General features: G+C 58.8%; 9 protein-coding genes. 6 read left to right on the top strand and 3 right to left on the bottom strand.

What is annotated here, in order from left to right:
- Positions 1 to 2 precede the first annotated feature (2 nt).
- Genes ACP148_RS12655 through ACP148_RS12635 form a run of 5 tightly spaced genes read left to right on the top strand, consistent with a single transcriptional unit; the run spans position 3 to position 5,647 of the window.
- Entirely contained in the window at positions 3 to 758 is a 756-nt protein-coding gene (locus ACP148_RS12655) for an ABC transporter permease (protein ID WP_421952996.1), read from the top strand.
- The gene (locus ACP148_RS12650) at positions 731 to 1,948 is read left to right on the top strand and encodes a thiolase family protein (protein ID WP_421952967.1); all 1,218 of its coding nucleotides are present in this window, start codon (positions 731 to 733) and stop codon (positions 1,946 to 1,948) included. The genes ACP148_RS12655 and ACP148_RS12650 overlap by 28 nt, the downstream gene beginning before the upstream one ends.
- Positions 1,949 to 1,996: 48 nt before the next feature.
- Entirely contained in the window at positions 1,997 to 3,154 is a 1,158-nt protein-coding gene (locus ACP148_RS12645; protein WP_421952966.1) for an acyl-CoA dehydrogenase family protein, read from the top strand.
- A 21-nt stretch (positions 3,155 to 3,175) separates the two neighbouring features.
- Positions 3,176 to 4,708 (top strand): class I adenylate-forming enzyme family protein, encoded by a 1,533-nt coding sequence (locus tag ACP148_RS12640; protein ID WP_421952965.1) that lies wholly within the window; start codon positions 3,176 to 3,178, stop codon positions 4,706 to 4,708.
- Between the two features lie 60 nt (positions 4,709 to 4,768).
- Positions 4,769 to 5,647, top strand: coding sequence for an SDR family oxidoreductase (locus ACP148_RS12635; RefSeq protein WP_421952964.1), 879 nt, complete (start codon positions 4,769 to 4,771; stop codon positions 5,645 to 5,647).
- A gap of 23 nt (positions 5,648 to 5,670) precedes the next feature.
- On the opposite strand, the gene paaG is transcribed toward ACP148_RS12635, so the two are convergent.
- Positions 5,671 to 6,465, bottom strand: a complete 795-nt coding sequence (gene paaG / locus ACP148_RS12630; RefSeq protein ID WP_421952963.1) for a 2-(1,2-epoxy-1,2-dihydrophenyl)acetyl-CoA isomerase PaaG — start codon at positions 6,463 to 6,465, stop codon at positions 5,671 to 5,673.
- 145 nt (positions 6,466 to 6,610) lie between these two features.
- Between paaG and ACP148_RS12625 the strand changes: the two genes are divergently transcribed.
- A complete protein-coding gene (locus ACP148_RS12625) occupies positions 6,611 to 8,569 on the top strand; it encodes a 3-hydroxyacyl-CoA dehydrogenase NAD-binding domain-containing protein (RefSeq protein ID WP_421952962.1) in 1,959 nt (652 codons plus the stop codon).
- A gap of 168 nt (positions 8,570 to 8,737) precedes the next feature.
- Here the strand turns inward: ACP148_RS12625 and ACP148_RS12620 are convergent, their stop codons facing one another.
- Positions 8,738 to 10,954, bottom strand: coding sequence for a hypothetical protein (locus ACP148_RS12620; protein WP_421952961.1), 2,217 nt, complete (start codon positions 10,952 to 10,954; stop codon positions 8,738 to 8,740).
- Positions 10,955 to 11,793: 839 nt separating this feature from the next.
- On the bottom strand, positions 11,794 to 13,848 hold the full coding sequence (locus ACP148_RS12615) for a PriCT-2 domain-containing protein (protein WP_421952960.1): 2,055 nt from the start codon (positions 13,846 to 13,848) through the stop codon (positions 11,794 to 11,796).
- Between the last annotated feature and the right edge of the window lie 32 nt (positions 13,849 to 13,880).

Raw genomic sequence — 13,880 nt, 5'->3', positions numbered from 1 at the left:
TCATGCTAAATATTTACCGGGTGCTTCTTCTAGCTGCTTTCTTGGCCATCTGGGAAGGCGCGGCAGTCCTTGGCCTCGTCACAGAGTTCACCATGAGCCGGCCCTCGAGAGTTTTCTCATGGCTGGGCGGCGCGCTGGTAGACGGGTTCTTCTGGATGAACATACTCGTCACCGTCCGCGAAACGCTGCTCGGCCTGCTCATCGGTGCCGTGCTTGGCATCCTCTCCGGCTTCGCTCTGGCGCATTGGCGCAGCGCCTTCCTACTGCTGGAGCCGTTCATCATGGCTCTATACAGCCTGCCCCGTGTTGCCTTGGCGCCGCTGTTTCTGGTCTGGTTTGGCATAGGTGAAGGCTCGAAAGTTGCGCTTGCGGCGTCGCTCGTCTACTTCGTTTTGCTGCTTAACACCTATACCGGCATCAAGGAAATCGACCGCAATCTGATCAATGCGGTGCGCACCATGGGCGCCAGTCGTAGTTTCATTGCCCGACGAGTGCTGCTGCCGTCGTCTCTCACCTTCATCTTTTCCGGGCTCAGAATAAGCATCGGCCTGGCGCTAATTGGCACCATTGTCGGTGAAATGATCGCCGGACAATATGGTCTCGGCCAAATGATCGCCCGGGCCGGCAACATGTTCGATACCGCCCAGGTTTTTGGCATCATCATCGTTCTGGCCATTCTCGCAGTTCTAGCAAGCGAGGGAATGAAAGTACTCGAGCGCTGGGTGATGCGTTGGCGGCCAACTACGGAGACACATTGATGCGGACAGTCAATATTTGCGGCGTCGGCATGACCCGCTTCGGAAAATACCCTGATCGTTCGCTCAAGGATCTAGCGCGTGAAGCCGTGACAGCGGCCCTTGCCGATGCGGGAGTAGAAATCCCTTGTCTACAGGCGGCGTTCGTGGGCAATTCCATGGCCGGCATCGTAACGGGCCAAGAAGCCGTTCGAGGCCAGGTCGTGCTGAGCGCAATGGGCATTGGCGGCCTGCCAATCGTAAATGTCGAGAATGCCTGCGCGTCTGGATCAACGGCGCTGCATCAAGCTTGGATGGCCGTTGGTGCTGGGCTCCATGAGGTGGTGCTGGTGCTGGGCGTGGAAAAGCTTTTTCATCCCGACCGCGCTGTTACGCTGCGCGCGTTGGCGTCGGCGACCGACGTCGAAAAACTGTCGGGCGATGGCGGCGGCAGTGTGTTTCTGGAAGAATCCAGCCAGAGGCTCGCCGCCTATATGAAACGCACGGGGGCAACCCTCCGGCATGTGGCCATGGTTGCCGAAAAGAGCCATCGCAACAGCGCTCTTAATCCCTCCGCCCAATATCAGAAAGCCTATAGCGTCGAAGAGATTCTCGCCTCGCCTGTGTCGGCACCACCGCTTACCCGACTCATGTGCTCGCCGATCGGAGACGGGGCCGCGGCCCTCGTGGTCTGCTCGGAAGCGTATGCAAAAAAAATCGGCCGTGCCGGGATCCGGATCGGCGCATCCGTTGTGAGGTCAGCGAGCAGCCCCGATGGCGTGGGCATCGCAGAACGGGGTGCGAGCGCGGCCTATGATATGGCTGGGATCGGCCCCGAAGAGCTGTCACTGGCAGAAGTGCACGATACCACAGCGGCCAGCGAATTGATGCTCTATGAGAAGCTGGGCTTCTGCGGTGCCGACGAAGGCCCGAGGCTGGTGGATACCGGAGCTATCCAGATCGACGGCCGTATCCCGGTCAATACCAGCGGAGGTCTTATTTCCCGCGGGCATCCTGTCGGTGCAACGGGCGTGGCCCAGATCGTCGAGATTACACAGCAATTGCGCGGGCAGGCAGGTCCTCGCCAAGTCAACGGTGCGCGCATCGGGCTGGCGCATAACTCCGGAGGCACGGTCCTCGGCGAACCCGCGGCGCTTTGCATTCACATACTGGTCGCAGACGACGCAGAACGAACGCGCAATTTGGGCAATTAACGCTCCAGCTCACCTGCGTCGCAGACTCATTGAGAAGAGGAACTCTACATGCACGTGTTCACACCCGAGCAAATCTCTGTTCGTGATAAAGCAGCCGAAGCTGCCCGCGAGCTCTCCAAGATCATCATCGATATCGACCGCCAGACAGGCCACTCCAAGCCTTGGTGGGACGGGCTCCATCTGCTGGAAAACTCAGGCTTGTTGCGCTTGCACATCCCCAAAGAAAAGGGCGGCGGTGGATCCGACACGATGTCTCTGGTGCTGGCGCAGGAAGAGATCGCCAAGGTCGATGGCGGGTATGCAAACATCGTGTCGCACGAGGCCTGTGCTTATGCGATCTTCACTCATTGTCAGGATGAAGCGCTGCGCAAACGCGCTATCAAGAATATGGCCGAGGGCTCGCTGACGTGCATCGCGATCACCGAACCCGGCACCGGCGCCGACCTGGCACAGATGAAGACGACGGCCGTTGCCGACGGCGATGGTTGGCTTATCTCCGGTCACAAGCGGGCCACCTCGTTGGCTGGAGCCGCCGGTATGTATCTGGTGTTTGCTCTCACTGATCCAAGTATGGGCACGCGCGGCATTTCCGCCTTCGTCATTGATGCGGGGACGCCGGGGCTTTCTGTCGGCGAAGCCGATGAGCTGATGGGTTACCGTCAGCTGCCGCCGGCCGATGTATTCTTTGACAATGTGCGGGTTTCGCGCTCGCAGCTATTAGGTGAAATCGGTGGGGCCTTCAAGCTCTTCGCGCAGGCCCTCAATCTAGGGCGCCTAGGTGGCGGCACGCAGGCGCTTGGTATCGCGCAGGGTGCGTTCGAACACGCTCTGGCCTACGCCAAGAAGCGTCACACCTTCGGCAAACCCCTGATCGAGCATCAGGCGATCCAATTTTCGCTCGCTGAAATGGCAACCCAGATTGAAGCTAGCCGTGCTCTAGTTTATCAGGTCGCCCGCTGGATGGATACGACGGAGGACACCACCAGTCGCGAAGCCGCAAAGCTGTGTGCCATGGTCAAGATGCAAGCCTCGGACATGGCGATGAAAGTCACCATTGACGCCGTGCAGGTGTTCGGCGCCTACGGCAATTATCGGGAGAATCATGTTGAGCGCCTAATGCGCGACGCCAAGGTGACCCAGCTGGTCGACGGTCCCAATGAACTCATGAAAATGCGGATCGGCCATGCGCTGATCCGTGGCGTGTAACGCGTTCGAGGGAGATGAAGGGTGTTGACTGGAGATATGCTGAGGCGGTCTGCGGAGCGCTTCCCGAGCAAGGCAGCGATCATTTGTGACGGGGTGAAGAAAAGCTATGGCGACCTGCACCGGGACGCCAACCGCTTCGCTAATGCCGTGATCGACATGGCACTGGCAAAGGGTGCCAAGATTGCCATTCTGTCGCGTAACCGCCCGGAATATGCGACGGCGTTCTTCGGCGCGTCGCGCACGGGCTGCGTCTTCGTCAACGTCTCGGTGCTCTATGCGCTTGAAGAACTCGTCTATGTCCTGGACAAGGCGGATGTGGAGGTTCTGCTCTATGAGGATTGCTTTGAAGACCGCGTGAAGCAGGCTGCCGAGCGCCTGCCTAAGCTCAGGCAGGCGATTGTCATTGGCAGCGCGTCGGGCGACGAGCTGACCCTCGATGCCCTTGTCGCCAAATATCCCGATACCGAACCTGGCGTCGACATCGAAGAGCAAGATCCCTTCTGCATGACCTATACGGGCGGCACCACCGGCCGCCCCAAAGGGGTCCTGGCCAACCACAGGAGCCGGGCGGTCACGGCGCATACGGTCGTCGTTGAAAGCGGTATCACGGAAAAGGACGTCGTGGCTGTCGTAACGCCGTTGTTCCATGTCGCGGCGCTCAACATCATGCTTCAGCCTGCCGTGCTGGTGGGGGCGACTACCGTTCTACTTCCCAAATGGGATGTTGAGGAGTACGCCAAGCTATCGCGGACTTATGGTATCAGCGCTGCCTTCATGGTGCCAACCCAGGTGAGCATGCTGGTGAGCGGCGAAAATTTCGATCCTGAACACTATTCTGTCTGGACCAAGCTCAACTTCTCCGGCGCACCGATGCCGGACTGGGTCCAGAAATCGATCCTTGAGAAGCTGCCGCAGCTCAGGCTGACGCAGTTCTATGGGCAATCGGAAATGGGTATTGTGGCGGCGCTCAAGTCGGGTGACCTGCAGAACAAGCTCGGTAGTGTCGGCCGGCAGGTCTATAACGCCGATCTGGCGGTACTCGATCGTGACGGCAATCCGGTCAAACCGGGGGAAATCGGTGAAATCGTTGCGCGCGGTGACAATGTCATGCTTGAATACTACAACGACCCCGAGCAGACCAAGGCATTTTGGCGCTATGGCTGGGCTTGGAGCGGGGATCTGGCGACAATCGATGCCGATGGCTTCCTTACGCTAGTCGACCGTTCTAAGGACATGATCATCGCCGGGGGCGAGAACATCTATCCCAAAGAAATCGAAAACGTGCTCTATGAGCACCCTGCGGTGGCCGAATGCGCCGTGTTTGGTATTCCCGACGACAAATGGGGTGAAGTTCCTGCGGCCCATGTCCAGCTCAGGGCTGGGAGCGACGCGGGCGAGGAGGATCTGGTCAATCATTGCATGGAACGACTGGCGCGCTTCAAGCGGCCTCGTCTGATCAAGCTGGTGACCGATTTCCCCAAGACGCCCATCGGCAAGATCCAGAAGAACGTGATCCGCGAAGATTATTGGGCCGGCCGAGACAAGCGCATCTAGCGTGATCTCACCGCTCGATCGTCCCCATACTGTACCAAACGCTTAACCTTCCGAGAAACCATGATCAGTATCACCGGCGCATCCGGTCAGTTGGGGCGGCAAATTGTTTCAGCCCTCATACAGCGCGGATTTGGCTCCGCGATCGTCGCGGGTACTAGAAACCCAGAGAAGATCGGCGATCTCGCGGAAGGCGGGATCAGGACCGTCACGGCGGATTTCGACCGGCCCGAAACCATGCGGACCGCCTTTTCGGGGGCGGATGTCGCGCTGATCATCTGTGGTACCGCCCCGGTCGAAGCGCGGGTGAAGCAGCATCGGGCGGCGATCGATGCTGCCAGCGATGCGGGAGTAGGAAGGGTCGTTTATACGAGCTTCATCAACCCAAAGCGAGAAAGTCTCTTTCCCTATGCAGCAGTTCATGAAGATAGCGAGCACTATCTCATGGATTCGGGCGTGCCCTATACGATCCTGCGCAACAACCATTTCGTCGAAAATCTCGACAATGCCCTGATGGGAGCGTGGAAAACCGGCTCGCTGACGTTGCCGGGGGCTTCGGGCAAAGTGGGCTATATCTTCCGCCGCGACGTGGCCGAGGCCACCGCGACCGTACTGACCCAGCCGGGGCACGCGAACCGGACATATGAACTTACGGGGCCCGAGGCGCTCGATCTGCATGAGATTGCCGGGCTGGCGAGCCAGGTCTGGGGCCGGCCAGTTACGGCGAGTGAGCTCGACTGCGTCGACTATGGCCGTATTCTCGCGGAACGGGGCTTGCCGCCCTTTGCGGTCAAAGCGCAGATCGGCATCCGCCTGGCGTCAGGCGCGGGTGAATATGATCTATTGTCTCCGCAAGCGGCGCTGTTCGCTGGCCGCTCCCTGGCGCGCGTGGCGGATCACTTGGCGGCATTTCGCGCTAAACAGAACAAAAGGGGGGAGTGATCGCTTCCTTTCCGGAGCGGGGATCACTCCCCGCGAAAAACCGGCGGGCGCTTGTCCAGAAAGGCGGCGACGCCTTCGGCATAGTCGGCACTGCTGCCGGCAGCACGCTGGCTGTCACGCTCGAAGTCAAGCTGGGCGTCGAGCGTATTGGAGGCGGCAAGCTGGATCAGATGTTTGGTCAGACCAAGTCCGATAGTGGGGCCTTTGGCAAGCTTGTGTGCAAGCTGGCCGGCCTGATCGAGAAGATCCGCATCGTCGACGGCTTTCCAGATGAGGCCCCATTCGGCAGCCGTTTCGGCGGCAAGCGGTTCACCTGTCAACATGAGGGCCTTGGCGCGGGGTTCCCCGAGAATACGGGGAAGCGTCCAGCTGCCGCCCGCGTCCGGCACCAGCCCGACCTTGGAAAACGCCTGTACGAATTTGGCCGAACGGCCGGCGATTACGATATCGCAGGCCAGCGCGATATTGGCACCCGCGCCCGCTGCCACGCCGTTGACAGCGACGATCACGGGTTTGCGCAGATCGCGGATGAGACGGACGGAGGGGTTGTAATAGGTATCGAGAGAATGGCCCAGATCGTGTGGGGGGGTCCGCTTGCGCGGATCGCGATCACTCAGATCCTGCCCGGCAGAAAAGGCGCGCCCGGAGCCCGTCAGCAGGACAGCCCTGATCGCGGTATCGTCACGGGCGCGTTCCAGCTCGGCCCGCAGCGCCACATGCATTTCGATATTGAACGCATTGAGCTTATCGGGTCGGTTCAGCGTCAACTTCAGAACGCCATCTTCGACTGTCGAAAGCACACTCTTGGAAGCCTGCAACCTTCTTCTCCAATTTCACAGAGTTCACGCGAACGCGATTCACCAACAATGGCATGGAAGGCGTCTTTAGCCAACAGAAATCCACAATTTTGCAAATAAAATCAAATATTTGCGCGTATTTTCACCTCAGCAGCAGGCATGCCCGATGACGCTCGTTTCCATTACCCGCGATGTTGAAATCGCAATCGTTACCGTGAACAATCCACCGGTCAACACGCTGGCCCAGGCGCTGCGGGAGCAACTTTTGGAAGCAGTGGACAGGCTGGGTGCGGATGCCAGCATAAGGGGCGTGGTTTTGCTCTGTGCGGGCCGTACCTTTTTTGCCGGAGCCGACGTCAACGAGTTCGACAAGCCGCCCATGCCGCCACATTTGCCGGACCTTGTAGCCGCGATCGAGAACGCGCCTCAACCCTGGCTGGCCGCCATTCATGGCGCGGCCTTGGGAGGCGGGTTGGAAGTAGCCTTAGGGTGCCGGTTCCGGCTTGCTGCGGGCAGCGCTTCGCTGGGTTTTCCGGAGGTTGTGCTTGGAGTCATTCCTGGTGCGTCGGGCACGGTCCGCACGCCGCGGCTCATAGGCGTTGATGCCGCAGTGGAGCTCATCACCTCCGGCAAGCCGGTTACCGCCGAGAAGGCGCTCGCGGTCGGCCTAGTTGACAAGGTGACCGATGGCGAGTTGACCGCAGAGGCGGTCAGCTATCTCCGTGAGGCGCTCAAGCGTCCGTTGCCCCCGGCGATCTCGCAGCGGCCGGTGCAAGCAGGGAGCTATACACGGGAGCAGCAACGTGAAGCGATGACGTGGCGAGCCAGGGGCGAGAAGGCCCCGCTCAAGGCGTTGGAAAGCATAGAGTTTTCGGCGACACATGACTTTGCCGAGGCGATGGCTGCTGAAAGGAGAATCTTTCTTGAACTACGCAGCTCTCCGCAAGCAGCCGCGCTTCGGCATGTCTTTCTTGCCGAACGCGCCGCGCTCCGACCCGCCGACCTCAAAGACATCGTCCCACTTCCTGTCGAGCAGATCGGCGTAGTAGGGGGTGGCACGATGGGGACTGGCATCGCGGCTGCCTTTCTCGATGCGGGGCTGAATGTCACCCTGGTTGAACGAGACATTGAGGCCGCTCAGCGGGCCGAAACCAATTTGAAGGCGCTTTACGAAGGAACAGTCAGACGTGGGCGGCTGAGCCACGCTGAGGCCGAGGCGAGACTGACGCGGTTCAGCTCGACATCTGATCTTGCCAAACTGGCCGCGGCCGATCTGGTGATCGAGGCCGTATTCGAGGACATCGTAGTCAAACAGGAACTGTTCGGGCAGCTCGACCGGATGTGCCGACCCGACGCCATTCTCGCGACAAATACATCATATCTCGATCCGCGCGTGATTGCCGAACCCGTTACCGGGCTGGAGCGCTTCATCGGCCTTCATTTCTTCAGCCCCGCCAATATCATGAAACTGCTCGAAATCGTGCCGCTGGCACAAACGGGCCAGACTGTACTGGCGACAGCAATTTCGCTTGCGAGACGCCTTGGCAAAATTCCGGTCCGGGTCGGCATCTGCGAGGGGTTTGTCGGCAATCGCATTCTCAAACGCTATCGCGCCGCAGCCGAAAATCTGTTGCGCCGCGGGATTCCCATCGCGGAAATTGACGCTGCAATGCGCGAGCATGGTTTTGCCATGGGACCGTTCGAGGCTCAAGATCTTGGAGGTCTGGACATTGCATTCGCTCAGCGCGAGGCCGCCCGCTCGGCGGGCACGAAAATCGCCGAAACGCTTGGCGACATACTCGTGCGCGCCGGACGAAAGGGACAAAAGGTCGGCGCCGGTTGGTATGATTACGTTTCAGGCAGCCGCACGCCCATCATATCAGAAGCTGTTGCGACGTTGCTCGCAGGTTCAGTGCGTGGGAGCGAGACCCGGACCCGCCAGCAGATCGCGGACGACCTCGTCGCGGAAATGGCGGCCGAGGGCGAGCAGATTCTTGAAGAAGGGATCGTACGCCGGGCAACAGATATCGATTTGGTTGAGATTCATGGCTACGGCTTCCCACGCTGGCGCGGAGGGCCAATGTTTTCGCGGGCAGCGCCACAGGATGCCCATGGCCGGCCCTGACAGGCCGGTCGCACAGCCATCACGCCGATCAATACGAAGAAGCGATTGCACCGCGCCGGACAAAAGGACCGGGCAGTCGGCCACTGGTCCCACCGCGGTCAGTCGCTCGGAACGTGGGATCCACATTTTGAAGATTTTGCCGATAATACCGACCCAATGAACTCACCTTCAGGCTGCCCAAACTCGGTTGAGGATCTGCGCCGCGATTGCCGCTTTGTCTTGGGGCAGAAAGCGCCCGTAGTGCTTCTGCACCATGTCAGGCGTGTCCTGGATCGCGTAGCTGGCCTGCTCATATGAGCCGGTTTGCTTAAGGATATGGGTGGCCAGAACATCCCGCACGTTGTGAGGCCCGTGGGGGAGTAAGCCCTTGATCACACCACGGCCAGTATACGGATTGTAGATTCCGTAGCGCTGGATCGTCAGCTTCCAGGCCTCGTAGAAAGTCGTTTGGTTATACGCAGCGTTGGCGCTCGTCACCTTGACTGTCTTTACGAACAGGGTCCCTGGATCGCGAGCATCATTCAACAGTCTTGAACGGTGACGATCAACATAAGCGTCGATCATTTCATAGAGGCGACCAAAATCCGGCAGCACCAATCGAAAGGGCTTGGATCCGAAGAACGACGAGTTGGCATTCTTGAACGCAACGGCCGGTATCAAAACCTCCCATCCCTGTTCTCGCTGCGACCACCGCAACTCCCCACATTTCTTGTCTTCGAGTTGGCGTTCCGACGTCGGGGTGCGGTCACGGGGGCATACCAGGAGTTCTCGAAGGTTCTTCTGGCGCAATCCGGTGTGAAGGCCGAGCCGGAGAATCAGAAACGAGCGAACCGCTTCGGCCGCCGCTCGCGGGTATCGATGCTCGTCCGGCATCAGCCGCAGGATCTCCTCGGTAATCTTTCGATACTCGCCGACGGGGCTATCCGCTTCTAGAACAGGCAGTATCGGCTCGAAGGGATCACGATGGACCCGCGACACGCGGTCGATTTCCTTTGAACGAATTCGGCCGTGTTTGTGCATGGCGTCGCAGGCGGCGTCCCAGTCTGTCCGGACCTGATCGATATCCGCTCTGGAGATCAACCCGGGTATCGGGGTGAGGCGCTGCGCGAGGGTAGGGTGCTGCCGCAACCAGCCGGTTTCCTTCCTCACCAATGAAAGCGCGATCGAAAGCATGTCGGATTCCCATTTGGTGCAGAATCCCCGGCGTCGCTCACGCCATTGCAGATACCAGTCCCAGACGTTCGGGAAGATCAACATGGCAAAGCAAAGATCATTGACGTTGGCGCCAAAACCTTTGACTTGGCTGTCTTCGACCGCGGCGAGGGCACCAAACATCAGGCCGAGGTGTTCAACCTTCTGGGAGGCGGTCTCTTCTCCCCAGACGCCATTTCGCTGCAGTCCGAACGCGGTGAGGGTGGACGTCTTGAACCGCAGCAGTTCGACCATCTCAGCTTCGAGTGCTGCCGGCGCATCGATCACCCCGGACTTGATTTCGGCTTCCAACTCACCCGCATCATTGGCCGGGTGTTTGCGCTTTCCGCCCTGCAATGATCGAAAACGAACTGCATAGCGCTGCTTGGTCGCCTCGGCCTGGTAGCGACGATATTCCGTTGACCCCGTTATGATCACCTTGCGGACCCAGGAGAGGATCTCTTCCTGTTGAGCTTTTGGCCTATTGGCGAAATCGTGGGGCAGGTGCCAGGCAAGGCGGCGTTGCTCGGGAGCTGAAATGCCCTTGAGCATATGTCCATGAACGGCCCTGGTCTGATGCGGCAGTTTCTCTCGGAAGTATCCAGCTGGGAGACGATAGCGGCGCTCGATGCGTTCGAGGATCTCAAAGCTTTTGACACCATGCGGCATCGCATCACCGCGCGCCCATTTCAGCAATGTTGTGTGGTGAAAATGATCTCTCGGTTGCACCACCGCCTTAAAGAGATGTGTCAGGGTATCGCCGTGTCGCTCGACGTGAAGGAGAAGCGCGTCCTCAAAGGTATGAGGATCACTCCATTCCTCGAAGAGCGCTTCTGGAAACTCGACCACTGGCCGCGTTTGGCGACCGGATTTTCGGGCTCGGGTCGACTTGCGGGGTCGTTCCGCTTCATTGGCCCGAGCGACCACGTCATTGGCGATCCACCGCGATACCGCGTCAAAAATCGGTTGGACGAGTTTGCGATGGAGCCGCAGCGCATCAACAGCAATGCCAGTCTCGTCGCTTACTATGGTCAAGTCCAGGAGCCGACCGCGATAGGGGGGGAAACGCCGCTCTTCTACCAACTGGTGGAGATAGCGTTGAATCCCGTTCACCGCCGCGCCGAGCACCGGAAAAAGCCGCACTCGACAGTAATCTTCCACACGTGCGCGTTCGGATTTTTCATTATAGGTCATCGGCAATTCGCACTCAAAAAAAGCGACTTGATTGCGATGGTTGTGGTACCAAGCCAAGCGGGCAGTGGTTAATTCCCACAGGTCTCCGCGACCCGAAATTGGTCGGGTCAGCAAGATACAGCTATTGCGAAGAAAGCGAGAAAGCGGTTTTGTTGGCCAATGCTATTACGCCATGTTACCGCGCGTTCGCGTGAGTGAGTGCCAGTGAATAAGAGTGACAACGCCAAGCTGGCGGAACCTGGCGGGCGTGTTACCGGGCGTTCCCGGAAGTCCTTAAAAGTTACATCAAGTTACTAGGGGTCGCTCCGGGTCCTTCCTGGGGGGTGGCTCGGTCGCGGGGGGCGCTGAGCGCGGTCACCGGGAGTTTTCAGAAAAAGTTTCAAAATGGACCAGGGGTGACGCCCAGTTACAACCTGTTACGCGGTGTGACAGCGGATGTGGTTCTGAGATGCGCTGCGGAACGTAAAAGCCCTGTGAAAACAAAGGGTTAGCACTTATCTTTCCGCAGTTGCGGAACGGCTGCGGAAAGGTTGCGGAAAGTTCAGAGTAGGATAACATATTGATATATATAAATAATTTTTACTTCTTTATCCTATCGTTCCGCAGTTTCTACCCCACCCTTTATCTCGACTCCTCAATCCAATCGTATATGGCAGATAGGGCACCCCCTCGAATTTGCGGAAAGTTCGCGGTGGATTCCATCGAACATATTGAAACATATGCGGTTTTTCGGATTCGAACTTTCCGCAGCCGTTCCGCAACGTTCCGCAGTTGCGGAAAGTTCAGACATTCGCCAACAAAAAACCCCGCCGAAGCGGGGCTGTTAGCAGGATGGGATATCAGTCGCGTTCTCGTCTTTTCACAAACTTGGGATGTATGAAGCGATAACCGTTTCGTCCGACTTTATGGGCAACGATCTGATGGAGATCGCGAAGGAAACTCTTGAACTGCTCTTTGTCACGGTCGATCAGTTTTCCGATCTCACGCTTGTTATTGTAAAGTTTGCTTTCGCTGATGCCTTCTTCACCCTTGGACTTGATGTAGGTCGCGGCCTCGTCAGCGAGCTTATGCAACTCGGACTTGCCAGCATTGGCGCGGAACGCTTCGGCGGTCTGGCGCTGATAGAAGCTGACATATTCCCAGGACCATTTGAGATGGTCGAGCTTGATGGTGTCACTGTCGCAGCTAATCGCGATGACCAGAGAGAGGCGCATTGCGATCTCGCGGGTACGGCTGAATAGATCGGCCAACCCGTACTCAGCGAACTCCCGCTGCAAGCCAACGCGCTCGCGCTCCATGATGCGCAGGTACTCGTATGCCTTCTTCGAGAAGGGGGTCACCACCGGCTCGACATCGAGCGTTGTATCGACGTGGTGCGCAATGTCGTCATCGTCGCCCGTCTCGAACGCGATCCGCTTGGCCCAGCGCAGAACTTTTGCCGGTGGGTCCACCTCTGGGATGTCGATGCGTTGCTCCTGAAACGGTTCGCTCTGCGACTGCACGATCAGGAAGCGGTTGAGAAAGCCGCTCGACACGTCGGCAGCGCTCACAGCGCCATAGAAGGTGTCGGGGGTCGTCAGGCCAGCCAGGGTGAGGGCAGGGCGCACAACCTTGCGCTTCTGGATCGCCTCGACTTCCTCTTTGGTCTTGTTGTTGGTGGACATCGCCGTGCCGCGATAGGTGCCGTGGCACTTTGAGAACAGTTCGAGGAACGCGGTATAGGCGCTGTCCTTCTGACCGTTACCACCACCCTTGCGGTCATCCTTGAGGCGCTTGCCCAGTTCGTCGATGAAGGCGACGTGTTTGGGCTTCTCGATCAGTTTGGACATGACGGCGGATTCGGAGGTGTAGTCACGCGGCCCGACCAAATGGTCCAGTCCCGACGCCTCAAGGAGCAGTTCCACGGCGTCCTTGATGGATTCCTTACCGGCACCCGTGTCACCCACGTTGATGGTGTAAATGGTGCCATAGTTCGGCTTGCCGTAATTGGTGCGGTGATTGCGGCCACACACGGTCGAAGCGAAAATGATGCCCGCCTGGATTGCGAACTGGCGCTGCTCAACGAGCGCGGTGGCGTTGTAGTATTCGGCTACGTGTTCGAGGATCGATCCCTTGGGAAAGCGAAGAAGGTGCTCAGGGATGCCGAGCTTTTCCGACTCTTCCTTGATCTCGTCATCGCTGGCGAGCGGCAGATCGTCGTCCTCGTCTTCGTCGTCGTCCGTGAACTCATCGACGATCGTGCGGTTACGGTGTCTCTCATGTGCGACCGACATGACCGAGCGCATGGTATAGAGCTTGTCGCGGCTCTCCTTGAAGCCGTTCCACTGGGCGCGGTTCTCGCGGCGGTTGTAGCCCCGACCACTTTGCGACCAGTCGTGCGCCATGCCGACCCGTAACCATGTCTCGCGGTCGTCGGCCCAGTCTTCTATCTCTGCGAGGGCAATCTGTGCTACGTCATCGGGAAACCCGGCATAACCGGATCGCGCGAATTCATGTTCTGCTCCGGGTGGAAGGATGCCGACACCCTTCGGGGCCGGTTTGGAGCCGATTGGCACAGCTGCTATCTTCCTGCCGGCTACGGAGACCTCATCGAAACCTGCTCCGTGCAACACTACCAGTGCACGGAACAGAGGCTCATCGATGACTGAGAGTCTGTTGTGGGGGGCATTGTCTCGTGGAATCCGCCCAGAAACGAACGGTTTTGACGTTGACGAGATCGTCCAGCACCTCGTCCGGAACGTCCTCAGTCGACCGCACGAATCCGATGCAAAATGGGCGCCTCGATGGATCTTCCGTTGTCTTGTCTTCTCAGGTGGACGGGATTCGGCGCTTTCGGGAACTCCAAGACAGCCCTCGAACGTGCGGGAATGGGCGCGCTGCTGCCCGGCATGCAAGGGGCCGATTCCAGACTGAGCGGTTATTGTAG

The sequence above is a fragment of the Pelagibacterium sp. genome (assembly GCF_965249125.1).
Classification (GTDB): domain Bacteria; phylum Pseudomonadota; class Alphaproteobacteria; order Rhizobiales; family Devosiaceae; genus Pelagibacterium.
This window is presented reverse-complemented; position numbering and strand designations above follow the sequence as displayed.

Excerpts from the sequence above, each read along its gene's own strand:
- ACP148_RS12655 (WP_421952996.1), top strand. The coding sequence starts at position 3 with ATGCTAAATATTTACCGGGTGCTTCTTCTAGCTGCTTTCTTGGCCATC.
- ACP148_RS12645 (WP_421952966.1), top strand. The coding sequence starts at position 1,997 with ATGCACGTGTTCACACCCGAGCAAATCTCTGTTCGTGATAAAGCAGCC.
- ACP148_RS12635 (WP_421952964.1), top strand. The coding sequence starts at position 4,769 with ATGATCAGTATCACCGGCGCATCCGGTCAGTTGGGGCGGCAAATTGTT.
- ACP148_RS12625 (WP_421952962.1), top strand. The coding sequence starts at position 6,611 with ATGACGCTCGTTTCCATTACCCGCGATGTTGAAATCGCAATCGTTACC.
- ACP148_RS12620 (WP_421952961.1), bottom strand. The coding sequence starts at position 10,954 with ATGACCTATAATGAAAAATCCGAACGCGCACGTGTGGAAGATTACTGT.